Raw genomic sequence first — 23685 nt, forward strand, 5'->3', positions numbered from 1 at the left:
AAAATGAATATATTTAGAACAAAGAATGTCAGTTTGGATAAAACGGAGATGCACAGGCATTTGAAATTATGGGATTTGATTTTGTTAGGTATCGGAGCCATGGTAGGGACAGGTGTCTTTACAATCACAGGTACTGCAGCTGCAACGCTTGCTGGTCCAGCCCTAGTGATTTCAATCGTCATTTCTGCCTTGTGTGTGGGATTATCAGCTCTCTTTTTTGCAGAATTTGCTTCACGAGTACCTGCTACAGGTGGTGCCTACAGTTATCTCTATGCAATCTTAGGAGAATTCCCAGCCTGGTTGGCAGGTTGGTTAACCATGATGGAATTCATGACAGCCATATCGGGTGTGGCTTCTGGTTGGGCAGCGTATTTTAAAGGGCTTCTCTCTCAATACGGGATAGCCCTTCCTCAGGCTTTAAATGGTACCTTTAATCCTCAAGCAGGGACGTTTGTTGATTTATTACCTATTCTTGTCTTGGTCTTGGTGACCTTGCTTGTTCTACTTAATGCGAAAGCAGCCTTACGCTTTAATTCGATTCTAGTGATTTTGAAATTTTCCGCTTTAGCTCTCTTTGTTTTAGTAGGAATTTGGAATATTAAGCTTGATAATTGGAGCAATTTTGCCCCTTATGGTTTTGGCCAAATATATGGTGCTAGTACAGGTATTATGGCTGGTGCGTCCTTGATGTTCTTTGGTTTTTTGGGCTTTGAATCCATCTCTATGGCTGTAGATGAAGTTAAGACTCCTCAAAAAAATATTCCTAGAGGGATTGTCTTATCGCTTTCTATCGTAACTATTCTTTATGCCTTGGTGACTCTTGTTTTGACTGGTGTGGTTCACTATAGTCACCTAAATGTCGACGATGCCGTTGCCTTTGCTCTTCGTAGTATTGGGATTAGTTGGGCAGCTAATTATGTGTCATTAGTGGCTATATTGACCTTGATTACTGTTTGTATCTCGATGACCTATGCCCTATCGCGTATGATTTACAGTTTAGCGCGTGACGGCTTGATGCCTGCTGCATTTAAAGAACTGACCAAAACAAGCAAGGTACCAAAAAATGCTACTATCTTGACAGGTCTAGCTTCAGCAGTAGCTGCAGGAATATTCCCACTAGCCAGTATCGCAGCCTTCTTAAATATTTGTACCTTAGCCTACTTAATCATGCTGGCTTATGGTTTGATTCGCTTACGGAGAGAAAAGGGGATGCCCAAAGCAGGAGAATTTAAAACACCACTGGTACCCTTATTACCAATTTTATCAATCATCATTTGTTTATCCTTTATGTTGCAGTATAATATGGAAACCTGGCTTGCTTTCCTAGTTGCATTGTTAGTAGGAAGTATTATTTACTTCACTTATGGCTATAAGCATTCTTCCATAGAAGAATAATGTGTGAATCTGTTGAGTTGTTGAAACTCAGCAGATTTTTATATGTGAAAGAAATTTCAAATTTTTTCTAAAAATAGCTTGACAGATTAAATTTTTAGGAGTAGAATGTTTACCAGTTAATTAAATAGTTAAGGAGTTGTTTATGAAGAAACAAAGTTTATTTTTAGTATTGTTAAGTGTCTTTCTTTTGTGTTTAGGGGCTTGTGGCCAAAAGGAAAGTCAGACTGGGAAAGGGATGAAAATTGTAACCAGTTTTTATCCTGTCTATGCTATTGTCAAGGAAGTATCTGGTGACTTGAATGATGTTCGGATGATTCAGTCAAGTAGTGGAATTCACTCCTTTGAACCTTCGGCAAATGATATCGCAGCCATCTATGATGCAGATGTCTTTGTTTACCATTCGCATACTCTTGAATCTTGGGCGGGAAGTCTGGACCCCAATCTTAAAAAATCCAAAGTTAAGGTTTTAGAGGCTTCTGAAGGAATGACCTTAGACCGAGTCCCAGGGCTAGAAGATGTGGAAGCAGGGGATGGAGTTGATGAAAAAACGCTCTATGACCCTCACACTTGGCTAGATCCTGAAAAAGCTGGCGAAGAAGCTCAGATTATCGCTGATAAACTTTCAGAGGTGGATAGTGAGCATAAAGAAACTTATCAAAAAAATGCGCAAGCCTTTATCAAAAAAGCTCAAGAATTGACTAAGAAATTCCAGCCTAAATTTGAAAAAGCGAGTCAGAAAACTTTTGTAACACAGCATACAGCCTTTTCTTATCTTGCTAAGAGATTTGGATTAAATCAACTTGGAATCGCTGGTATCTCTCCTGAACAAGAACCAAGTCCAAGACAACTAACAGAAATTCAGGAATTTGTTAAAACCTATAAGGTTAAAACGATTTTTACAGAAAGTAATGCTTCTTCAAAAGTAGCTGAAACTCTTGTCAAATCAACAGGTGTGGGTCTTAAAACTCTGAATCCTTTAGAGGCAGACCCACAAAATGACAAGACTTATCTCGAAAATCTTGCAGAAAATATGAGTGTTTTAGCAGAAGAATTGAAATGAGGAAAGAATGAAAATCAATAAAAAATATGTAGCGGGTTCAGTGGCAGTTCTTGCCCTAAGTGTTTGTTCCTATGAGCTTGGACGGTATCAAGCTGGACAAGTTAAGAAAGATTCTAATCGAGTTGCTTATATAGATGGTGACCAGGCTAGTCAAAAGGCAGAGAACTTGACACCAGATGAAGTTAGTAAGAGAGAGGGAATCAACGCCGAACAAATTGTTATCAAGATTACGGATCAAGGTTATGTGACCTCTCATGGAGACCATTATCATTACTATAATGGCAAGGTTCCTTATGATGCTATCATCAGTGAAGAACTGCTGATGAAAGATCCGAATTATCAGTTGAAGGATTCAGACATTGTCAATGAAATCAAGGGTGGCTATGTGATTAAGGTAGACGGGAAATACTATGTTTACCTCAAGGATGCCGCCCATGCGGACAATATTCGGACAAAAGAAGAGATTAAACGTCAGAAGCAGGAACATAGTAGTAATCATGGAGACAGTTCTAACGATCAGGCAGTTGTTGCAGCCAGAGCCCAAGGACGCTACACAACGGATGATGGGTATATCTTCAATGCCTCTGATATCATTGAGGATACGGGTGATGCTTATATCGTTCCTCATGGCAATCACTTCCACTATATTCCTAAGAGTGATTTGTCTGCTAGTGAATTAGCTGCTGCCCAAGCCTTCTTATCTGGAAAAGGCGGTCAATTAAGTACGGTTGAATATCGTTCTAGCAGGGGAGAAACAAGATCTAGTGTGAGAACGAGTCAATCTGAGACACCTCAAAATCCTGCAACAGATTCTGAGAGTCAAAATGAGGATTTAGCTAGTCTTCTTCAAGAATTGTACGCTTTGCCACTTAGCCAACGTCATGTGGAGTCTGATGGATTAGTATTTGACCCAGCACAGATTACAAAACGTACAGCAAATGGGGTCGCAGTCCCTCACGGAGATCATTTCCATTTCATCCCTTATTCGCAAATGTCTGCTTTGGAAGAAAAATTGGCTCGAAATCTGCCAATTGGAGGTCAGCCAGTTCAAAGTCATGCTGACAATTCGAAACCAAGCAGCCCTGAGAAAACAAGTTCAACACCAAGTTCAACCATTAAACCAAACTTTAATCTCAATACGCCGGCACCGAATCGAGGAACTGGAGGTGCCTATACAACGGATGATGGATATGTCTTTAGTCCGACAGATGTGATTGAAGATACAGGTGACGCTTTTGTTGTACCGCACGGCAATCATTTCCACTATATTCCGAAGAGTGATTTGTCTGCAGGAGAATTGGCTGCAGCCCAAGCCTATTGGAATGGGAAGCAGGGCTCACATTCTTCTACAAGTTCAAGTAAACCAAGTAGTGATAATGCTAAACCAGCCCAACCAAGTTTGACAGAGACTCCAAACCTGACTGTCACCCCAACATATCATCAAAATCAAGGGGAAGACATTCCAACACTTCTAAGTGAATTGTATGCCAAACCTTTGTCAGAACGTCATGTTGAATCAGATGGCTTAGTCTTTGATCCGGCACAAATCATCAAACGTACAGCTAATGGTGTTGCAGTGCCTCACGGAGACCACTATCACTTTATCCCTTATTCACAAATGTCACCGCTGGAAGAAAAATTGGCTCGTATGATAGCTGTTAAGGGACAAAATGGCAGTGTCTTGCCAAGTGTTACTCCTCTGAAGCCAGCCCCTACTACCAAACCTTTAGCACCAGTGGAAAATAAACCGACTGAATTTGATGTCAACCAGGTTGTTAGAAAAGTTGGTGATGGATATATTATAGAGGATAAGGGAGTCAGTCGTTATGTTCTTGCTAAAGATTTGGCCAAGGATAAGATTGACGCTATTGAAAATCTCTTGTCTAAGAAAACTCAAGAAACACACGCTCTAGTTGCGAAGAAAGAAAATGTCGCTCCTCGTGATCAAGAATTTTATGATAAAGCATATAAGTTATTGGCCGAGGCTCATAAAGCCTTGTCTGAAAATAAGGGTCGTACTTCTGATTTCCAAGCCTTAGACAAATTAGCAGAACGCTTGAATGATGAATCGACTAATAAAGGAAAATTGGTAGATGATTTATTAGCTTTCCTAGCACCAATTACTCATCCAGAGCGACTTGGCAAACCAAATGCTCAAATTGCTTATACAGATGTTGAAATTAAATTAGCGAAATTAGCAGGTAAGTATACAACAGAAGATGGGTATATCTTTGACATTCGTGATATTACCAGTGATGAGGGAGATGCTTATGTAACTCCGCATATGACCCATAGTCATTGGATTAAGAAAGAGAGCTTGTCTGAAGCTGAAAGAGTGGCAGCCCAGGCTTATGCTAAAGAGAAAGGTTTGATACCTCCTTCAACAGAGAATCAGGGTTCAGGAAATACTGAGGTTAAAGGAGTAGAAGCAATCTATAATAAAGTGGAAGCAGCTAAGAAGGTCCCACTTGATCATATTCCTTACAATCTACAACATACTGTTGAAGTTAAAAATGGTAGCTTAATTATACCTCATTACGACCATTACCATAACATTAAATTTGGTTGGTTTGACGAAGGACTCTATGAAGCACCTAAGGGTTATAGCCTTGAGGATCTCTTTGCGACTGTAAAATATTATGTTGAACATCCTGAAGAACGTCCTCACTCAGATAATGGTTGGGGAAATGCCAGCGACCATGTTCGTAAAAATAAGGCAGACAAAGACAGTAAATCTGATGAAGATAAGGAAGATCATCATGAATCAGTCGAGTCAACCCGTCCTGAATCCAATGAAAAAGAAAATCATACAGGTTCAACCCCTTCAGTAGATAATCTTTATAAACCGAGCACTGATGAAGACGAGACAGAAGAAGTACCTAAAGATACAACAGACGAAGCTGAAGTACCTCAAGTAGAAACCGAAAAAGTAGAAGCCAAACTCAAAGAAGTAGAAGCTCTACTTGCTAAAGTAACGGATGCTAGTTTGAAAGACAATGTGACAGAGAGCCTATCTGGTTTACGAAATAATCTGAGTCTCCAAACCATGGATAATAATGGTATCATGGCAGAAGCAGAAAAATTACTTGCGTTGTTAAAAGGTAGTGAGTCAGTTACGACGAAACCAGAAGCATAAGTTTATCCTATTAAATCAATATGATGTAAGAGTCAGTAGCAATACTGGCTTTTATTTTTTAAATGACATAAAAATCTTGACAGATAAACTTAAAAAAGGTAAACTATTTACTGGTTAATTAATTGGTTAAATAACCATTTGAGAAAAAACTGTTTAACCGAGAAAAGAAGTTAAGAAAAGCTTCATCATTTATTGAAATGAGGGATTTATGAAATTCAGTAAAAAGTATATTGCAGCTGGATCAGCTGTTATCGTATCCTTGAGTCTTTGCGCCTATGCATTGAACCAGCATCGTTCACAGGAAAATAAGGACAATAATCGTGTCTCTTATGTGGATGGTAGTCAGTCAAGTCAGAAAACTGAAAACCTGACACCAGATCAGGTTAGCCAGAAAGAAGGAATTCAGGCTGAGCAAATTGTCATCAAAATTACAGATCAGGGCTATGTGACGTCACACGGTGACCACTATCATTACTATAATGGGAAAGTTCCTTATGATGCCCTCTTTAGTGAAGAACTCTTGATGAAGGATCCAAACTATCAACTTAAAGATGCTGATATTGTCAATGAAGTCAAGGGTGGTTATATCATCAAGGTCGATGGAAAATATTATGTCTACCTGAAAGATACAGCTCATGCTGATAATGTTCGAACCAAGGATGAAATTAATCGTCAAAAACAAGAACATGTCAAAGATAATGAGAAGGTCGGCTCTGATGTTGCTGTAGCAAGGTCTCAGGGACGCTATACGACAGATGATGGTTATGTCTTTAATCCAGCTGACATTATCGAAGATACTGGTGATGCTTATATCGTTCCTCACGGAGGTCACTATCACTATATTCCAAAAAGTGACTTGTCTGCTAGTGAGTTAGCTGCTGCTAAAGCTCATTTAGCTGGCAAAAATACGCAACCAAGTCAGCTAAGCTATTCTTCAACAGCTAGTGAGAATAATACTCAATCTACAGTGCAAGGATTAACTAGCAAGCCAGAAAGCAAAGTTGAAAATCTCCAAAGTCTATTGAAAGAACTCTACGATTCACCTAGCGACAAACGTTACAGTGAATCAGATGGCTTAGTCTTTGACCCTGCTAAGATTATCAGTCGTACACCAAATGGAGTTGCGATTCCGCATGGCGACCATTATCATTTTATTCCTTACAGCAAACTCTCTGCTTTAGAAGAAAAGATTGCTAGAATGGTGCCTATCGGTGGAACTGGTTCTACGGTCTCTACAAATGAAAAACCTCATGAAGTAGCGTCTAGTCTAGGAAGTCTTCCAAGTAATCCATCTATATTGAATAATGCTTCTTCAACGTTAAATAAGGAAATTCCTTCAACATCTGATGGTTATATCTTTAATCCTAAAGATATTGTCGAAGAAACTGCTACAGCTTATATTGTAAGACATGGTGATCATTTCCATTACATTCCAAAATCGACCGTAATTGGTCAACCGACTCTTCCAAATAATGGTCTAACAACACCTTCGCCATCTCTTCCAGTCAATCCTGGTGTTTCACATGAGGAACATGAAGAAGGTGGACACGGCTTTGATGCCAATCGTATTATTGCGGAAGATGAAGCAGGATTTATCATGAGTCACGGCGACCATAATCATTACTTCTTCAAGAAGGATTTGACTGCTGATCAAATCAAGGCAGCGCAGGATCACTTGAAAGGTGCAAGTCCAGCAAAACCAAATCCAGCTCATGACGACGATCACGATGAAGATCATCATGGACACCATCATGATGAAGACCATGATCACGGCTTTGATGCCAATCGTATTATTGCGGAAGATGAAGCAGGATTTATCATGAGTCACGGCGACCATAATCATTACTTCTTCAAGAAGGATTTGACTGCTGATCAAATCAAGGCAGCGCAGGATCACTTGAAAGGTGCAAGTCCAGCAACACCAAATCCAGCTCATGACGACGATCACGATGAAGATCATCATGGACACCATCATGATGAAGACCATGATCACGGCTTTGATGCCAATCGTATTATTGCGGAAGATGAAGCAGGATTTATCATGAGTCACGGCGACCATAATCATTACTTCTTCAAGAAGGATTTGACTGCTGATCAAATCAAGGCAGCGCAGGATCACTTGAAAGGTGCAAGTCCAGCAACACCAAATCCAGCTCATGACGACGATCACGATGAAGATCATCATGGACACCATCATGATGAAGACCATGATCACGGTTTTGATGCCGATCGTGTCATCAGTGAGGATGAGCAAGGTTTTGTCATGAGTCATGGTGACCACAATCATTACTTCTTCAAGAAGGATTTGACAGCAGAGCAAATTAAGGCAGCTCAGGATCATTTGAAAACACATCATGATGCAGAGCCTGTAAAACCTCTTGCTAAAACGGTAGAGTCTTTCTCAAGAGATGCTAGCGATGAAGAAAAGATTGCTTATATTTCGAAGACCTACGGTGTTCCACTTGAAGCGATTAGAATTTCAAACGGATTCTTTGTCTTTGGAAATCCAGACCAAGCCTACGACCCAACTCATATCCATCCCTATGCTGTTCGTAAAGAACATGTTCGGATTCCTCTTCAAACTGGCAATCCAGAACTTGATTTCCTAAATGAACTTTACACGACTGCTTTGCGAGATGGTGTGTCTCCTTATAGTTTACAGGTAGAAAATGGTAGTTTTGTGATTCCTCATGGCGACCATAATCACTACATCAAGGTTCAAACTAAGGGATATGAAGTGGCTTTGAAAAACAAGATTCCAGCCCTGCAATCCAATTATCAACCTGGAGCTTTTGATGAGAAGGCAGTCTTGGCAAAAGTAGATCAACTTTTAGCTGATAGCAGAAGTATCTATAAAGACAAGCCTATTGAACAAAGACAGATTGAGTTAGCCTTAGGTCAGTTTACTGAAAACATGAAGAAACTGGCAACTAACTCTACAGCAGGTTATCTTGCAACCCTTGATCTCTTTGATAAGCAATATATCCATATTGATGAAAGTGTCAAACCTGTTGAAACAAGTGCTTTAGATAAGAAATATCAAGCCTTGATTGATAAAATCAATACTCTGGATACAGACACTTTTGGACTTCCTAAGAAAGACCTTCTCGTTCGACTTCAAGAAGCTAAATTGGCTAAAGATGAGGCTGCTTTAGCAGCGGTTGAATCACAACTTCAAGCCTTGCAAGACTTTAATGATCGAACAGGTGTAACAACTGTAGAATACATCAAGTATTTCTACGAACACGTAAATGACGGTCGTTTGAGTGATGAACTTCGAAACAAAGTGGCTCAGTTGACTTGGACCTTGTATCAATCTCAATCCTTCCTTAAGGCAGCAGAATTGAACAAATTATTCCCAAACATCTATCAGGCAAAACAAGAAGTGGAAGAAGCTTTGAAAGCTCAACCAACTACTACTAAATCGACTCAGACAGTTCTAGATACTGAAAAAGTTGATAATCAAAGTGCCAAGACAGCTATTTATGGCTTCTTGAAAGAATTGTACGGAGACTTTATGCCTGAAGAACATGTCAATCATGTTAGCAAGGAAGAAGTAGAAAGCCGCTTGAGCAAGGCAAATCAACTCTTGGAACAAATCCAAGAAGAAGGAATCAGACAATCCTTGGCAGAAGAAGTAGAAAATCTCAAAGTTGCTACAAACAAGGCTGATGCAGACTTGGATGAAGTAAATAGTCAGGTAAAAGATGTCTTGACTCGTATCGCTAGCGCCCTTCAACAAGAGAAGGAAAATGCTGAGCAAGACCCTCAGACACTAGTACTCTATCAAAAACTCTACGATATTCTCATGTCGCTTCACTCTTATTTAGAAAACAACAAGGGTTCTGATGCAGACTTTGATAAGGTGGATGCATTACTAGACCAACTTTCTGCTAAGAGTAAGGATAAAGCCGCTTTACTTGAATTGACAAAAGCTATCCTAGTTTTGAATCAAGAAATCAAGTCAAAATCAAGCGCAAGTGAAGAAGCAACTCCAGCGACAAATGCTGAGGCAAATGGTGATAAGACCAGTGCTGAGAACCAACCAAACGTAGTTGCAGAATCAAATAGTGAAACTGCAAGGGACGAAAACAAACCAAGCAACACAACAGATTCTAAACCTGCTGAATCATCTTCAGAAAAGGAAACAACAGAATCTACAACAAGTATTGGAAATCAAGAAAAACCAGTAGAATAAAAAGAAAGGCGAAGTAGCTGAGCTACCTCGTCTTTTTAGTCTTTATAAGCTACGATACCAATAATGGTATCAACTGCACGTTCCATGGTCTGAAGGCTGACGTATTCAAAACGTCCGTGCATATTTTCTCCACCCGCAAAGATATTAGGAGTTGGGATTCCCATAAAGGAAATCTTAGAGCCGTCTGTCCCTCCACGGATTGGTTCGATTATAGGAGTAATCCCCAAATCTTCCATAACTGCTTTGGCAATGGTAATTGGAGTCATATCTTTTTCAATGACTTCTTTCATATTGTAGTACTGGTCTGTCAAGTTTAGGGTGACACGGTCGCTACCAAGTTCTTGATTCATCTTATCAGCGATAGACTGCATTGCTGCTTTACGAGCTTCAAAGGCATCTTTTTCAAAATCACGAATGATGTAGCTTGCACGCGCCTCTTCGACACTACCTGTCACATCCATTAAATGATAGAAACCTTGGTAACCTTCAGTTAACTCAGGTCTGTCATTCTCTGGAAGTTGATTGTGAAAATCAATTGCTAGCTGAAGGGCATTGACCATCTGACCTTTTGCGGTACCAGGGTGGACATTGCGTCCTTGGAAATGTAACTCAGCACCAGCTGCTGAGAAGGTCTCGTACTGAAGTTCACCTAATGGGCCACCATCGACTGTGTAGGCAAAATCAACATCAAAATCTTCTGCATCAAATTTATTAGCACCAACACCGATTTCCTCATCTGGACCAAAACCAACACGAATCTCACAGTGTTTGATTTCAGGATGAGTATCCAGATATTCAATGGCTGTCATAATCTCAGCAATCCCTGACTTGTCATCAGCTCCTAGTAAGGTTGTTCCATCTGTTGTGATGAGTGTTTGTCCTGGATATTTTTCAAGGCTCTTAAAGTCAGCTGGATCGAGTTTGAAACCAGAATTTCCTAGTTCAATCACACCACCATCGTAGTTTTCAATTACCTGTGGATTGACTCCTTCGGCATTAAAATCAGCAGTATCCATGTGAGATATAAAGCCAATCTTACGTGTTAAAGACGGATCGTTGGCTGGCAAGGTACCAATCGCAAAACCATTTGGAAGGTAGTAGACGTTTTGAAGTCCAACACGTTTCATTTCTGGAATCAGGACATTGGTCGCGAAATCAACCTGACTCTGCGTACTTGGAGTAGTAGTAGAGTGTTCATCAGAGCGCGTATTGACCTTAACGTAGGTTAAGAAGTGGTCCAAGAGATTGGGATAAGTCATAAAAAACTCCTTTTGAATTCATTTTTTCCATTGTATCATAGAAAAGAGAGAAAAACAAAAGACTGAAGTTAGGGAAATTCACTATGTTGGCGTTTACTTATCAACGAATTAATGATAAAATAAACTTGATAAAAATATCACAAGGAAGCGATTATGAAAAAAGCAATTTTAATGATGACCTTTGGTTCGCCAGAAGAGATTACCTTTGAAGGTGTGGCTGATTTTTTCACAAATATTCGTCGTGGAGTGAGACCTCAAGACCACGAGATTCAAACACTCTATGATAATTATGTACTTATTGGAGGTACGCCTCTGCAAAGAATTACCCGTGAAGAAGTTGCCTTAGTAGAAGCTAGACTGGGGAATGAGTATAGTGTCTATTTTGCCAATAAATTTTCCAGACCTTTTATTCCAGATGTGATTGGTCAGATGGAAGCAGACGGCATTGAACAGTGTATTTGCCTGATTTTGGAGCCTCATTATTCGTTCTACTCTGTCATGGGATACGAGAAATTTTTAGAAAGCAAACAAATTAAATTTTTAGTTATCAAGGACTGGTATCAAGAAGAAGCGCTCTTAAACTATTGGGCAGATGAAATTGCTAAGATTTTAAAAGAAGAAGTAAAGCAGGATAGCTTTAAAGTCATCTTTTCAGCCCACAGTGTGCCCATTTTTGCCTTGGATTTTGGAGATCCTTATATCGATCAAATTTTTGAAAATAGCAAGTTAGTTGCTGAAAAACTAGGTTTGAGTTCTGAGCAATATACAAATACCTGGCAAAGTGAGAGTGATATCGGGATTCCATGGATTAAGCCAGATGTCTTGGAGTATCTTAGAGAGCAGAAAGAACATCCAGACCATTATATTTTTGTTCCTATCAGTTTTATTAGTGAGCACATTGAAGTCTTGTTTGACAATGATGTGGAATGTTATGACTTGTGTCAGGAATTGGGGGTGAACTATCATCGTCCACCAATGCCAAATACAGATTCTCGTTTGATTGATGCTTTGATTAGTACAGTCAGAGCTAATGGACATCAAGAATTTAAGGAATTTCTCCCAGAAGAAGAAACCTTTGATGAATTAGTTCCTTCGGATGAAACTAAAAATATTTTAGATGAATCACAAGACCTACAAATGCCAGAATTTGTGAAAAAATTGATTGAGAAAAAAGGTCGGGAAAATGTTAAAATGCCTTATCTTATCAAGAGAATGCTTGAAAAAGCAGGCAAGTTACCAAAAGAGTAAAGAAAAAAGGATTTAGCTTTGTTCTAGATCCTTTTAATTGATTATTTTTTCTCAAGAAGAGCTTTGATTTCTTGAAGTACTTCCAACTCAGTTGGACCAGCTGGAGCTTCCTCAGCAGCTTCTTCTTTTTTAGTAAGGCTTTGAGCTTTTTCCATAGCTTTAATAACGAAGAAGAGAACAGTACCTACAACAAGGAAGTTGATAATAGCACTCAAGAATTTACCATATGTAACACCATTCCATGCAAGCTCAGCGATGTTTTGTACTTTCGCAGCTTCCAAGGCTGGGTTCAATAGAAGTGGAGTGATGATATCGTTAACGAATGAAGTTACGATAGCACCAAAAGCAGAGGCAATGATCACACCGACAGCAAGGTCAACAACATTACCACGAAGCAAAAATGCTTTAAGATCTTTTAACATTTTCATAATTCCTTTCCAAAATTTTTACTCTTGATTATATATTAATTAAGAAGTTCTTGCAAGCAATATGCTTAATTTTTTCTTATTTTTTAAAAATAAATACCTTACTAAAAATATAATTGAGGATAATTATCAAGAATTGTGAAATAACGGTTTCAATACTATTAACCTTGTCTATATTATTATTTACAAATTGTCCGATAATATTAGGAAACTGAGTTACAAAGAGAAAAGTTAAAAACAAGTCTAAAAGAAAAGTAGAAAGACGTGCTAGAGTAAATTTTACTAAACGCCTTGGCCAATTCTGCCTAACTTGCTTAAATACAAGTCTATCATTTGTAACAAAGGCAAAGAGGATACCGATACTATTTGCTAGTACAGTAGCAAGCAGTTCTTTATGGGTTAATTGATAAATGACTAATCGGGATAGAATGGAGACAAGAGTAGTTGCTATACCAAAAAAGAGATAGGCTAAGAGCTCATTCTCGAAGAGACTTTGAATGCGTTTTTTCATACTTTTAGTATAGCATAACGCAAGTTATTGTGCTATACTAGTAAGGTTGATTCAAGCAACTCTTGGTGCTTAGCTTCTTTCACCAAGCATATTATACGCGGGAAACCGCCAAAGGAGAAAAGATGAAAAAATTAACTATTCGTGATGTTGCAGATATTGCAATCGTCGCTGCTATCTATGTCGTTTTGACTGTTACACCGCCCCTAAATGCCATCAGCTATGGTGCTTATCAGTTTCGTATTTCAGAAATGATGAACTTTATGGCTTTTTACAATCCTAAGTATATCATTGGAGTTACCATCGGTTGTATGATTGCTAATTTCTTTAGCTTCGGACTGCTAGATGTCTTTGTTGGTGGTGGATCAACCCTAGTATTCCTTAGTCTAGGTGTTTGGCTTTTTGCAAAATACAGCAAAGATTACCTCTTTAATGGATTAATTCGAAAAGATCATTTCTTCTTTTCAATCCTCTTTTCAATTTCCATGTTTACCATCGCTGCAGAGTTGAATATCGTAGCGCAATTACCATTTTTCCTTACTTGGTTCACAACAGGAATTGGTGAATTTGCCTCATTAATTATTGGTGCGATTATCATTGGTAAAATTGGTCGTCGAATCGATTTAAGCAAATAGAAGAAGATAAGCTAGGTGGCTCTTACCTGGCTTTTTCTTATGGAAAATTTCTAAGGAAACTTGACAAGTTTTTCTAACTATAGTATACTTCTTAAGTAAGCTGATTTAGCTCAGTTGGCAGAGCGCATCCATGGTAAGGATGAGGTCGCCGGTTCAATCCCGGCAATTAGCATAAAATAGACAGAAAAGCCCTTGATTTACAAGGGTTTTTGTTATGTATGCATCAAATGTTTCAAAGATATTTCTATTCAGCTGTGTAAATGAAACTAAAGAGTTTCGTCTGTTGACAAAAGTGATTCTCTTTAGTAGAATAGAAGATGCGATGAGTCGATAGGTAGTCTTCGGACTACTATTGAGCATAAGGAGGTCATAACGCAGGAGCGGACCTTGATGAGTTGTGTGAACCTGCTCATCACATGAAGATGCCTCTTAGTCCCTGGTCTAACGACTGGGGATTTTTATTTTCCAAAAAAAGATGAAAATGCTTTGCAATTCATGGAAAAAGTAGTATAATACATCTATTATAGAAATTTTTAGAAAATTCCGAAAGAGGTTATTTATGGGATATACAGTTGCTGTAGTCGGCGCGACAGGTGCTGTCGGAGCTCAGATGATAAAAATGTTGGAAGAATCAACACTTCCAATCGATAAAATCCGTTTACTTGCTTCTGCACGTTCAGCAGGCAAGACTTTGAAATTTAAAGACCAAGATATTACGATTGAAGAAACAACTGAAACAGCTTTTGAAGGAGTTGATATTGCTCTCTTTTCAGCAGGTGGTTCTACATCAGCTAAATATGCACCATACGCAGTTAAAGCTGGTGCGGTAGTAGTAGATAATACATCTTACTTCCGTCAAAATCCAGATGTTCCATTGGTTGTTCCAGAGGTTAATGCTCATGCACTTGACGCCCACAACGGTATCATTGCCTGCCCTAACTGTTCAACAATTCAAATGATGGTGGCTCTTGAGCCAGTTCGCCAAAAATGGGGCTTGGACCGTATCATTGTTTCAACTTACCAAGCAGTTTCAGGTGCTGGTATGGGAGCAATTCTTGAGACACAACGTGAACTTCGTGAAGTCTTGAATGATGGAGTGAAACCACGTGATTTACATGCCGAAATCTTGCCTTCAGGTGGGGACAAGAAACATTATCCTATCGCCTTCAATGCTCTTCCACAAATCGATGTCTTCACTGACAATGATTACACTTACGAAGAGATGAAGATGACTAAGGAAACTAAGAAAATTATGGAAGATGATAGCATTGCAGTATCTGCAACATGTGTGCGTATTCCAGTCTTGTCAGCTCACTCTGAGTCAGTTTATATCGAAACAAAAGAAGTGGCTCCAATTGAAGAAGTAAAAGCAGCTATCGCAGCCTTCCCAGGTGCTGTTCTCGAAGATGATGTAGCCCATCAAATCTATCCTCAAGCCATCAATGCAGTTGGTTCACGTGATACCTTTGTTGGTCGTATCCGTAAAGACTTGGATGCTGAAAAAGGAATTCACATGTGGGTTGTTTCAGACAATCTGCTCAAAGGTGCTGCTTGGAACTCAGTTCAGATTGCAGAAACTCTTCACGAACGTGGCTTGGTTCGTCCAATAGCTGAATTGAAATTTGAATTAAAATAGTCATATCGTTTAGGAGTTCAGATGAACTCCTTCTTTGAAATAGAGAGGTGTTTTCATGTCTTATCAAGATTTAAAAGAGTGTAAAATCATCACGGCCTTTATTACCCCCTTCCATGAGGATGGTTCCATCAACTTCGATGCTATTCCAGCCTTGATTGAGCATTTATTGGACCATCATACGGATGGAATTCTTCTCGCAGGGACCACTGCTGAGAGTCCAACCTTGACCCATGATGAGGAGTTGGAACTGTTTGCGGCTGTACAAAAGATTGTCAATGGACGTGTGCCTTTGATTGCGGGTGTGGGTACCAATGATACGCGTGACTCTATCGAGTTTGTCAAAGAAGTAGCAGAATTTGGTGGTTTCGCAGCTGGGCTTGCTATTGTTCCTTACTACAACAAACCTTCTCAAGAAGGAATGTATCAGCATTTTAAGGCGATTGCAGATGCTTCTGACCTACCAATTATTATCTATAACATTCCAGGTCGTGTGGTTGTCGAATTGACTCCAGAAACTATGCTTCGTTTGGCTGATCATCCAAATATTATCGGTGTCAAAGAATGTACTAGCTTGGCCAATATGGCTTACCTGATTGAACACAAGCCAGAAGAGTTCTTGGTCTACACTGGTGAGGACGGAGATGCTTTCCATGCCATGAACCTTGGTGCTGACGGGGTTATTTCTGTTGCATCCCATACAAATGGGGATGAAATGCACGAGATGTTTACTGCCATTGCAGAAAGTGATATGAAGACAGCTGCAGCTATTCAACGCAAGTTCATTCCTAAAGTTAATGCTCTCTTCTCTTATCCAAGTCCTGCTCCTGTTAAGGCAGTTCTGAACTATATGGGATTTGAAGCTGGACCAACTCGTCTACCTCTTGTTCCAGCACCAGAAGAAGATGCCAAACGCATTGTCAAGGTTGTTGTAGATGGCGACTACGAAGCAACTAAGGCAACTGTAACAGGAGTCTTAAGACCAGATTACTAATAAAGACAATAAAATCCATGACCGCAAGAACGATCATGGATTTTTCTTATTTTCCTAAACAGAATTGGCTAAAAAGTTGGGTAATGAGTTCATCAGGAGCAGCATCTCCAGTGATTTCTCCGAGGATTTCCCAAGTACGAGTCAAGTCAACTTGAAGCAAGTCAACTGGCATACCTAGTTCCAGCCCTTCATTAACAGCCTGTAGGCTTTCAACAGCCTTCTCAATCAAGGAAATATGACGGGCATTTGACAAGTAAGTTGCGTCTTGCTCAACCAAACCAGCATTTTCAAAGAAGAGGTTGTTAATACGTTCTTCAATCTTATCAATATTTTGGTTTTTAAGGACTGAAATACGAATAACGTCTTCAGGTAGTTCCGAAGTTTCAATCGCTTCAGGCAGGTCGGTTTTATTAAGAAGAATAATACGGTTTGTATCTTGGCTAATCTCAAGAAGTTGTCGGTCTTGGGCAGTTAAGGGCTCGCTAGCGTTTAGTACTAGCAGAACCAAGTCAGCTTCCTTAAGAGCTTTTTTCGAACGCTCAACACCGATTTGTTCTACGATATCATCCGTTTCACGAATACCAGCTGTGTCAATCAATTTTAGAGGAACACCGTTGATGTTGACGTATTCTTCAATGACATCACGTGTCGTACCAGCAATATCTGTGACGATAGCCTTGTCCTCACGCAAGAGGTTGTTGAGAAGGCTTGATTTCCCAACGTTGGGGCGTCCGATGATAGCTGTTGAAATTCCCTCACGGAGGATTTTGCCGCGACGGGCTGTCCTAAGGAGATTAGTTAGCAATTGCTCAAACTCCATAGTCTTCTCACGGACAACAGCAGTAGTGGCTTCCTCAACATCGTCGTACTCAGGATAATCAATATTGACCTCGACTTGGGCAAGTGTATTGAGGATTTCTTGACGGGTATTATTGATAAGATCAGAAAGGGAACCATCTAATTGTTTGACTGCAATGTTCATGGCCTTGTCTGTCTTGGCGCGGATGATATCCATCACGGCCTCGGCCTGTGTCAAATCTACGCGACCGTTTAAAAAGGCACGTTTGGTAAATTCACCAGGTTCAGCCAATCGAGCTCCTTCACGGATAGCTAGCTGGAGAATCTCATTGGTCACCGCAATCCCACCGTGGGTGTTAATCTCGATAATATCCTCACGAGTGAAGGTCTTTGGAGACTTCATAGCTCCAACCATAACCTCGTCCATGACTTTTCCTGTCTGAGGGTCAACGATGTGACCGTAGTTAAGGGTATGGCTAGCAACCTGACTCAAGTCTTTTCCTTTAAAAATCTTTTGCGCAATCGCAAAACTATCTGTTCCGCTCAGGCGTACAATACCAATAGCCCCTTCACCTAGTGGAGTAGAAATAGCAGCGATGGTATCAAATTCACGTGTAATCATAATGTTTCCTTTAATTAATAGCTCTTTTCTTGGAATATTCCAAGTCTCTTTTCAAATTGTAACAAATTTAGACTATTTCTTCAATGGATGCTACTTGGAGATTGAAAAAGCCTAAGCATTTCTGCTTAAGCTAGCTTATTTGGTGCGCATTTCCCCTTGTGGGAAATAAGTTCCTTCTGGCATGTCGTTGATGATGACATGGACAGCAGATTGAGGGGCTCCAGTGTTACGGACCACAGCTTCTGTTACTTCCTTAGCAAGAGCTTTCTTTTGCTCGAGCGTGCGTCCTTCAAATAAATCGATGCGTACAAATGGCATAATAGCTTCCTCCACTAGTTTTTGATTTCTTCTATTTTACCACATTTTGCCGTTTAAAGCTTAAGAAAATTATGATATACTAGAATGTAGCAAAAATTTAGAAATGGACGTGAAGCAAGAAACATGGCACAGTTGTATTATCGTTATGGGACCATGAACTCAGGTAAGACCATTGAGATTCTCAAGGTGGCCTATAACTATGAGGAGCAAGGAAAAGGTGTTGTCATTATGACATCGGCTCTGGATACGCGTGACGGTGTTGGCTATGTGTCGAGTCGAATTGGCATGAAACGCCCTGCCCTTGCGATTGAGGAGACGACGGATATCTTCGGCTATATCCGAGATTTATCTGAAAAACCATACTGTGTTTTGGTAGATGAAGCCCAGTTTCTCAAGCGTCACCATGTTTACGACCTAGCTCGCGTTGTCGATGAGTTAGACATACCCGTCATGGCTTTTGGTTTGAAAAATGACTTTCGTAACGAACTGTTCGAAGGTTCCAAATATCTCTTGCTTTTAGCAGATAAGATTGATGAAATCAAGACCATTTGTCAGTATTGCAAGAAAAAGGCGACCATGGTGTTGCGTACTCAGGATGGACTGCCCGTTTATGATGGTGAGCAGATTCAGATCGGTGGCAATGAAACCTATATCTCGGTTTGCCGTAAACATTATTTTGCGCCAATGATAACCTCTAACAAGGAGCAAAACTATGACAATTGAACTAAGAGATGTTACAATGGAAAATTATTTTGATGTTTTGAATTTGGATGTCAAGGAATATCAAAAACAATTCATTGCAACCAACGCAATTAGTTTAGCTGAAGCATACGTCTACACTAAAAATGGAGATTTTGTAGCTCCATTGACAGTTTATGATAATGATGCAATTATAGGTTTTGTGATGATAGCTTATGATAAAAAGATCGGAATTAGTAGTGGAAATTATTTACTATTTCGTTTTATGATTGATAAGAATTTTCAAAATCAAGGATATTTTAAACCAATTATGGATAAAGTACTAGACTATGTTCGGACAGCGCCAGCAGGTTTAAGCAATAAACTTTGGTTGTCTTATGAACCAGAAAATGAACATGCAAGATATTGTTACCTCAGTTATGGATTTAAAGAAACTGGGGAAATATCCGAGAACGAAGTAGTAGCAATCTATGATTTAACAATTGAGAAATAAGGAGAAAAAATGAACATCTATGATCAACTACAAGCTGTAGAAGACCGTTATGAAGAATTAGGAGAGTTGCTCAGCGACCCAGATGTGGTTTCGGACACCAAGCGTTTCATGGAGCTCTCAAAAGAAGAGGCTTCAAGCCGTGATACAGTGACGGCTTACCTAGAATACAAACAAGTCCTTCAAAACATCGTTGATGCTGAAGAGATGATTAAGGAATCAGGTGGAGATGCGGACTTAGAAGAAATGGCCAAGCAAGAATTAAAAGATGCCAAGGCTGAAAAAGAAGAATACGAAGAGAAATTGAAAATTTTGCTCCTTCCAAAGGATCCAAACGATGACAAGAACATCATCCTTGAAATTCGTGGAGCGGCTGGTGGTGACGAAGCGGCACTTTTCGCCGGAGACCTTCTAACTATGTACCAAAAGTATGCAGAAGCCCAAGGCTGGCGCTTTGAAGTCATGGAGGCTTCTATGAATGGTGTTGGCGGTTTCAAAGAAGTGGTTGCCATGGTTTCAGGTCAGTCTGTTTACTCTAAGCTTAAGTACGAATCAGGTGCCCACCGTGTGCAACGTGTCCCTGTGACAGAAAGCCAAGGTCGTGTCCATACATCAACTGCCACAGTTCTTGTCATGCCTGAAGTTGAAGAAGTAGAATACGATATTGATCCAAAAGACCTTCGTGTCGACATCTATCACGCCTCTGGTGCTGGTGGACAGAACGTCAATAAGGTTGCGACTGCCGTTCGTATCGTTCACTTGCCAACCAATATCAAGGTTGAGATGCAGGAAGAACGTACTCAGCAGAAGAACCGTGAGAAAGCCATGAAAATCATCCGTGCGCGTGTTGCTGACCACTTTGCACAAATTGCTCAGGATGAACAAGACGCTGAGCGTAAGTCAACAATCGGTACTGGTGACCGTTCAGAACGGATTCGTACTTATAACTTCCCACAAAACCGTGTCACAGACCACCGTATTGGATTGACCCTCCAAAAACTAGATACGATTTTATCTGGTAAATTGGACGAAGTTGTGGATGCCTTGGTTCTTTATGACCAAACACAAAAATTAGAAGAATTAAACAAATAATGAAATTAGCTCAATTATTTTCAGATTTTGAAGAAGAGTTGATAAGACAAGGAGAGGAAGCTGAAAGCCTCTCTTTTGTCTATCGTAGCCTGAAAAATCTCCCTTTCACAGATTTTGTTTTTGCTCTCCAGAAAGAGGTAACAGAGGAAGAAAAACAATTTGTAAAAGGAATTTTTCAACAGTTAGTAGATCATAAACCAGCACAGTATATCATCGGACAGGAAGATTTTTATGGAATGCAGTTAAAAGTTGATGAGCGAGTATTGATCCCTCGTCCAGAAACAGAGGAGTTGGTGGAGCTTATCCTGGCTGAAAATCCTGAGATGAATCTATCAGTTCTAGATATTGGAACAGGTAGTGGAGCTATTGCTCTTGCCCTAGCAAAAAACAGACCAAATTGGTCAGTGACAGCAGCAGATATTTCCCAAGATGCTTTAGATGTAGCTAGCGAAAATGCTAAAAATCAAAATCTTCAAATATTTTTAAAAAAATCTGACTGTTTTACAGAAATTTCTGAAAAATATGATATAATTATTTCCAATCCACCCTATATCTCTCGTGAAGATGAGTCAGAGGTCGGCTTGAATGTTTTGCATTCGGAGCCTCATCTAGCTCTCTTTGCAGACGAGGATGGCCTAGCTATTTACCGTAGAATTGCGGAAGATGCAAAAGACTATCTCAAAGATGGTGGTAAGATTTACCTTGAAATTGGATACAAGCAAGGTCAAAGTGTTCCTGAACTTTTTAGGAAGCATCTTCCTGAAAAACGTGTAAGAACACTTAAGGATCAATTTGGTCAAGATAGGATGGTCGTGGTTGATGATGGACAGTATTAAACAAGAGTTGGAAAATGGTGGAGCTGTCGTTCTACCTACAGAGACAGTTTACGGTCTTTTTGCCAAGGCTCTAGACGAAAAAGCAGTTAATCATGTATACCAGATTAAACGTCGTCCAAGAGATAAGGCGCTTAACCTCAATATCGCCTCTCTAGAGGACATCTTGCACTTTTCTAAGAATCAGCCAACTTATCTACAAAAACTTGTAGAGACCTTTTTACCAGGTCCCTTGACACTTATTCTTGAAGCAAATGATAGAGTTCCCTATTGGGTCAATTCTTGCCTTGAAACTGTTGGATTTCGGATGCCTAGTCATCCCATTACCCTTGATTTGATTCGAGAGACAGGTCCCTTGATTGGGCCGTCTGCCAATATTTCAGGTCGGGCTAGTGGAGTGACCTTTGCTCAAATTCTAGAGGATTTTGACCAAGAGGTTTTGGGGCTAGAAGACGATGCTTTTCTAACTGGACAGGATTCAACTATTTTGGATTTGTCTGGAGACAAGGTGAAAATCTTACGCCAAGGGGCCATTAAGCGAGAAGATATTCTTGCTCAGCTGCCAGAGATTTCTTTTGAGGAGGAATGAGATGCTAAGAAATTTAAGAGAAACTGATGTGAAAGCTATATGTGACATTAACCAAGAAGCTTTGGGCTATTCTTTTAGTCCAGAGGAAACGGCTAGTCAATTAGCTAGACTATCTCAGGATTCCCATCATTTCCTTCTTGGCTATGAGGATGAAGCTAGTCATGTCTTACTTGGATATGTCCACGCTGAGGTCTATGAATCACTTTATTCTAAAGCAGGATTTAATATTTTAGCTTTAGCAGTTTCACCTCAAGCACAAGGGCAAGGTATTGGTAAAAGCTTATTACAAGGGTTGGAAGAAGAAGCAAAAAGACGTGGTTATGGGTTTATCCGCTTAAACTCTGCCGATCATCGTCTGGGTGCTCATGCATTTTATGAAAAAGTTGGTTATACTTGTGATAAAGTGCAGAAACGATTTATTCGCATCTTTTAGTTTATTTTCTTATTGTAAAACAAACTAAAGGACCAGTCACACTATAAAGGAGAAGACCTATGATTTTTGACAAAGACGATTTTAAAGCATATGATGCTGATCTCTGGAATGCTATTGCCAAAGAAGAAGAACGCCAACAAAACAACATTGAGTTGATTGCTTCGGAAAACGTTGTTTCCAAGGCTGTTATGGCTGCTCAAGGGTCTATCTTGACGAATAAATACGCCGAAGGCTACCCAGGACGCCGTTATTATGGTGGAACTGATGTGGTAGACGTGGTAGAGACTCTTGCTATTGAACGCGCAAAAGAAATTTTCGGTGCTAAATTCGCCAATGTCCAACCTCACTCAGGAAGCCAAGCCAACTGTGCTGCTTACATGGCCTTGATTGAGCATGGCGATACGGTTATGGGTATGGATTTGGCAGCAGGTGGCCACTTGACTCACGGAGCTCCTGTCAGCTTCTCAGGTCAAACTTATAACTTTGTGTCTTATAGTGTGGACCCTGAAACGGAACTCTTAGACTTTGATGCTATCTTGAAACAAGCTCAAGAAGTCAAACCAAAACTGATTGTAGCAGGTGCTTCAGCCTATTCTCAAATTATCGACTTTTCAAAATTCCGTGAAATTGCGGACGCTGTTGGGGCTAAACTTATGGTAGATATGGCTCATATCGCTGGTTTGGTTGCTGCTGGTCTTCACCCAAGTCCAGTTCCATACGCTCATATCACAACAACAACGACCCACAAAACCCTTCGTGGACCTCGTGGTGGTTTGATTTTGACCAATGATGAAGACTTAGCTAAGAAAATCAATTCAGCTATTTTCCCTGGTATCCAGGGTGGTCCTTTGGAGCACGTTGTGGCGGCTAAAGCTGTTTCCTTCAAAGAAGTTTTGGATCCAGCCTTCAAGGAATATGCTGCCAATGTTATCAAGAACAGCAAGACTATGGCAGATGTCTTCTTGCAAGACCCTGATTTCCGTATTATTTCTGGAGGAACTGAAAACCACCTCTTCCTAGTGGATGTGACTAAGGTTGTAGAAAACGGAAAAGTTGCTCAAAACTTGCTTGATGAAGTCAATATTACCCTAAATAAAAACTCAATCCCTTACGAAAGCTTGTCACCATTCAAGACAAGTGGTATTCGTATCGGAGCAGCAGCTATTACTGCACGTGGATTTGGTGAAGAAGAAAGTCGCAAAGTGGCTGAACTTATTATTAAAACCCTTAAAAATGCAGAAAATGAAGCTGTCTTAGAAGAAGTGAGAAGTGCAGTTAAAGAATTGACAGATGCCTTCCCATTATACGAGGACTAAAACT

The 23685-nt window shown here is 40.0% G+C and carries 20 protein-coding genes, 1 tRNA gene and 1 riboswitch; of the genes, 16 read left to right on the top strand and 5 right to left on the bottom strand.

All coding sequences use genetic code 11. From position 1 onward, the window contains the following. The first annotated feature begins 3 nt into the window (after window positions 1–3). The 4 genes from RN80_RS06200 to RN80_RS09745 all read left to right on the top strand — a co-directional run bounded on the left by RN80_RS06200 (window position 4) and on the right by RN80_RS09745 (window position 9789). On the top strand, window positions 4–1395 hold the full coding sequence (locus RN80_RS06200; protein WP_060628268.1) for an APC family permease: 1392 nt from the start codon (window positions 4–6) through the stop codon (window positions 1393–1395). A gap of 142 nt (window positions 1396–1537) precedes the next feature. Continuing rightward, window positions 1538–2455 carry a zinc-binding lipoprotein AdcAII gene (gene adcAII / locus RN80_RS06205; RefSeq protein WP_060628270.1) on the top strand — a complete coding sequence of 306 codons (918 nt, stop codon included), beginning with the start codon at window positions 1538–1540 and terminating at the stop codon, window positions 2453–2455. 7 nt (window positions 2456–2462) lie between these two features. Beyond that, window positions 2463–5591, top strand: coding sequence for a pneumococcal-type histidine triad protein (locus RN80_RS06210; protein ID WP_060628271.1), 3129 nt, complete (start codon window positions 2463–2465; stop codon window positions 5589–5591). A 208-nt stretch (window positions 5592–5799) separates the two neighbouring features. Continuing rightward, on the top strand, window positions 5800–9789 hold the full coding sequence (locus RN80_RS09745) for a pneumococcal-type histidine triad protein (protein ID WP_080998513.1): 3990 nt from the start codon (window positions 5800–5802) through the stop codon (window positions 9787–9789). A 35-nt stretch (window positions 9790–9824) separates the two neighbouring features. On the opposite strand, the gene pepT is transcribed toward RN80_RS09745, so the two are convergent. Continuing rightward, window positions 9825–11048: a peptidase T gene (gene pepT, locus RN80_RS06230; RefSeq protein ID WP_060628273.1), complete on the bottom strand. Its 1224-nt coding sequence runs from the start codon at window positions 11046–11048 to the stop codon at window positions 9825–9827. Between the two features lie 153 nt (window positions 11049–11201). On the opposite strand from pepT, the gene hemH reads away from it, so the two are divergent. Next, window positions 11202–12296: a ferrochelatase gene (gene hemH, locus RN80_RS06235; RefSeq protein ID WP_060628274.1), complete on the top strand. Its 1095-nt coding sequence runs from the start codon at window positions 11202–11204 to the stop codon at window positions 12294–12296. Window positions 12297–12337: 41 nt separating this feature from the next. Here the strand turns inward: hemH and mscL are convergent, their stop codons facing one another. After that, window positions 12338–12718, bottom strand: a complete 381-nt coding sequence (mscL, locus tag RN80_RS06240) for a large conductance mechanosensitive channel protein MscL (protein WP_060628763.1) — start codon at window positions 12716–12718, stop codon at window positions 12338–12340. Window positions 12719–12800: 82 nt separating this feature from the next. Next, complete coding sequence (locus RN80_RS06245) at window positions 12801–13232, bottom strand: GtrA family protein (protein ID WP_060628276.1); 432 nt, start codon at window positions 13230–13232, stop codon at window positions 12801–12803. A 28-nt stretch (window positions 13233–13260) separates the two neighbouring features. Further along, window positions 13261–13357, top strand: a riboswitch (PreQ1 riboswitch). On the opposite strand from RN80_RS06245, the gene RN80_RS06250 reads away from it, so the two are divergent. From RN80_RS06250 to dapA, 4 genes are all read left to right on the top strand, one after another. Continuing rightward, the gene (locus RN80_RS06250) at window positions 13355–13864 is read left to right on the top strand and encodes a QueT transporter family protein (protein ID WP_000737072.1); all 510 of its coding nucleotides are present in this window, start codon (window positions 13355–13357) and stop codon (window positions 13862–13864) included. Its footprint overlaps the riboswitch before it by 3 nt. A gap of 99 nt (window positions 13865–13963) precedes the next feature. After that, window positions 13964–14036: transfer RNA gene (locus RN80_RS06255), tRNA-Thr, on the top strand. 387 nt (window positions 14037–14423) lie between these two features. Beyond that, window positions 14424–15500 (top strand): aspartate-semialdehyde dehydrogenase, encoded by a 1077-nt coding sequence (locus tag RN80_RS06260; protein ID WP_060628278.1) that lies wholly within the window; start codon window positions 14424–14426, stop codon window positions 15498–15500. A 55-nt stretch (window positions 15501–15555) separates the two neighbouring features. Further along, on the top strand, window positions 15556–16491 hold the full coding sequence (gene dapA / locus RN80_RS06265; RefSeq protein WP_060628280.1) for a 4-hydroxy-tetrahydrodipicolinate synthase: 936 nt from the start codon (window positions 15556–15558) through the stop codon (window positions 16489–16491). Window positions 16492–16537: 46 nt separating this feature from the next. Here dapA and mnmE read toward each other — a convergent pair whose 3' ends face one another. Both mnmE and RN80_RS06275 read right to left on the bottom strand, forming a co-directional pair. Then, the gene (mnmE, locus tag RN80_RS06270; RefSeq protein ID WP_060628282.1) at window positions 16538–17911 is read right to left on the bottom strand and encodes a tRNA uridine-5-carboxymethylaminomethyl(34) synthesis GTPase MnmE; all 1374 of its coding nucleotides are present in this window, start codon (window positions 17909–17911) and stop codon (window positions 16538–16540) included. Between the two features lie 135 nt (window positions 17912–18046). Next, window positions 18047–18229: a 4-oxalocrotonate tautomerase gene (locus tag RN80_RS06275; protein WP_001117401.1), complete on the bottom strand. Its 183-nt coding sequence runs from the start codon at window positions 18227–18229 to the stop codon at window positions 18047–18049. A gap of 123 nt (window positions 18230–18352) precedes the next feature. Between RN80_RS06275 and RN80_RS06280 the strand changes: the two genes are divergently transcribed. The 7 genes from RN80_RS06280 to glyA are packed head-to-tail and all read left to right on the top strand — an operon-like array spanning window position 18353 to window position 23681. Next, window positions 18353–18952, top strand: a complete 600-nt coding sequence (locus RN80_RS06280; protein ID WP_060628283.1) for a thymidine kinase — start codon at window positions 18353–18355, stop codon at window positions 18950–18952. Continuing rightward, the gene (locus RN80_RS06285; RefSeq protein ID WP_000151337.1) at window positions 18942–19421 is read left to right on the top strand and encodes a GNAT family N-acetyltransferase; all 480 of its coding nucleotides are present in this window, start codon (window positions 18942–18944) and stop codon (window positions 19419–19421) included. The genes RN80_RS06280 and RN80_RS06285 overlap by 11 nt, the downstream gene beginning before the upstream one ends. 9 nt (window positions 19422–19430) lie before the next feature. Continuing rightward, entirely contained in the window at window positions 19431–20510 is a 1080-nt protein-coding gene (gene prfA / locus RN80_RS06290; protein ID WP_060628285.1) for a peptide chain release factor 1, read from the top strand. Then, window positions 20510–21346, top strand: a complete 837-nt coding sequence (prmC, locus tag RN80_RS06295) for a peptide chain release factor N(5)-glutamine methyltransferase (protein WP_060628286.1) — start codon at window positions 20510–20512, stop codon at window positions 21344–21346. The genes prfA and prmC overlap by 1 nt, the downstream gene beginning before the upstream one ends. After that, a complete protein-coding gene (locus RN80_RS06300; RefSeq protein WP_060628288.1) occupies window positions 21330–21932 on the top strand; it encodes an L-threonylcarbamoyladenylate synthase in 603 nt (200 codons plus the stop codon). The genes prmC and RN80_RS06300 overlap by 17 nt, the downstream gene beginning before the upstream one ends. A 1-nt stretch (window position 21933) precedes the next feature. Then, entirely contained in the window at window positions 21934–22365 is a 432-nt protein-coding gene (locus RN80_RS06305; RefSeq protein WP_060628290.1) for a GNAT family N-acetyltransferase, read from the top strand. 59 nt (window positions 22366–22424) lie between these two features. Continuing rightward, window positions 22425–23681 (top strand): serine hydroxymethyltransferase, encoded by a 1257-nt coding sequence (glyA, locus tag RN80_RS06310; RefSeq protein ID WP_060628291.1) that lies wholly within the window; start codon window positions 22425–22427, stop codon window positions 23679–23681. The last annotated feature ends 4 nt before the right edge of the window (window positions 23682–23685 follow it).

This window comes from Streptococcus mitis (genome assembly GCF_001281025.1).
Lineage (GTDB): Bacteria > Bacillota > Bacilli > Lactobacillales > Streptococcaceae > Streptococcus > Streptococcus mitis_AK.

Bases quoted from the DNA above. Each gene is read 5' to 3' on its own strand.
- RN80_RS06200 (WP_060628268.1), top strand. From the start codon at position 4: ATGAATATATTTAGAACAAAGAATGTCAGTTTGGATAAAACGGAGATG.
- adcAII (WP_060628270.1), top strand. From the start codon at position 1,538: ATGAAGAAACAAAGTTTATTTTTAGTATTGTTAAGTGTCTTTCTTTTG.
- RN80_RS06210 (WP_060628271.1), top strand. From the start codon at position 2,463: ATGAAAATCAATAAAAAATATGTAGCGGGTTCAGTGGCAGTTCTTGCC.
- RN80_RS09745 (WP_080998513.1), top strand. From the start codon at position 5,800: ATGAAATTCAGTAAAAAGTATATTGCAGCTGGATCAGCTGTTATCGTA.
- pepT (WP_060628273.1), bottom strand. From the start codon at position 11,048: ATGACTTATCCCAATCTCTTGGACCACTTCTTAACCTACGTTAAGGTC.
- hemH (WP_060628274.1), top strand. From the start codon at position 11,202: ATGAAAAAAGCAATTTTAATGATGACCTTTGGTTCGCCAGAAGAGATT.
- mscL (WP_060628763.1), bottom strand. From the start codon at position 12,718: ATGTTAAAAGATCTTAAAGCATTTTTGCTTCGTGGTAATGTTGTTGAC.
- RN80_RS06245 (WP_060628276.1), bottom strand. From the start codon at position 13,232: ATGAAAAAACGCATTCAAAGTCTCTTCGAGAATGAGCTCTTAGCCTAT.
- RN80_RS06250 (WP_000737072.1), top strand. From the start codon at position 13,355: ATGAAAAAATTAACTATTCGTGATGTTGCAGATATTGCAATCGTCGCT.
- RN80_RS06260 (WP_060628278.1), top strand. From the start codon at position 14,424: ATGGGATATACAGTTGCTGTAGTCGGCGCGACAGGTGCTGTCGGAGCT.
- dapA (WP_060628280.1), top strand. From the start codon at position 15,556: ATGTCTTATCAAGATTTAAAAGAGTGTAAAATCATCACGGCCTTTATT.
- mnmE (WP_060628282.1), bottom strand. From the start codon at position 17,911: ATGATTACACGTGAATTTGATACCATCGCTGCTATTTCTACTCCACTA.
- RN80_RS06275 (WP_001117401.1), bottom strand. From the start codon at position 18,229: ATGCCATTTGTACGCATCGATTTATTTGAAGGACGCACGCTCGAGCAA.
- RN80_RS06280 (WP_060628283.1), top strand. From the start codon at position 18,353: ATGGCACAGTTGTATTATCGTTATGGGACCATGAACTCAGGTAAGACC.
- RN80_RS06285 (WP_000151337.1), top strand. From the start codon at position 18,942: ATGACAATTGAACTAAGAGATGTTACAATGGAAAATTATTTTGATGTT.
- prfA (WP_060628285.1), top strand. From the start codon at position 19,431: ATGAACATCTATGATCAACTACAAGCTGTAGAAGACCGTTATGAAGAA.
- prmC (WP_060628286.1), top strand. From the start codon at position 20,510: ATGAAATTAGCTCAATTATTTTCAGATTTTGAAGAAGAGTTGATAAGA.
- RN80_RS06300 (WP_060628288.1), top strand. From the start codon at position 21,330: ATGATGGACAGTATTAAACAAGAGTTGGAAAATGGTGGAGCTGTCGTT.
- RN80_RS06305 (WP_060628290.1), top strand. From the start codon at position 21,934: ATGCTAAGAAATTTAAGAGAAACTGATGTGAAAGCTATATGTGACATT.
- glyA (WP_060628291.1), top strand. From the start codon at position 22,425: ATGATTTTTGACAAAGACGATTTTAAAGCATATGATGCTGATCTCTGG.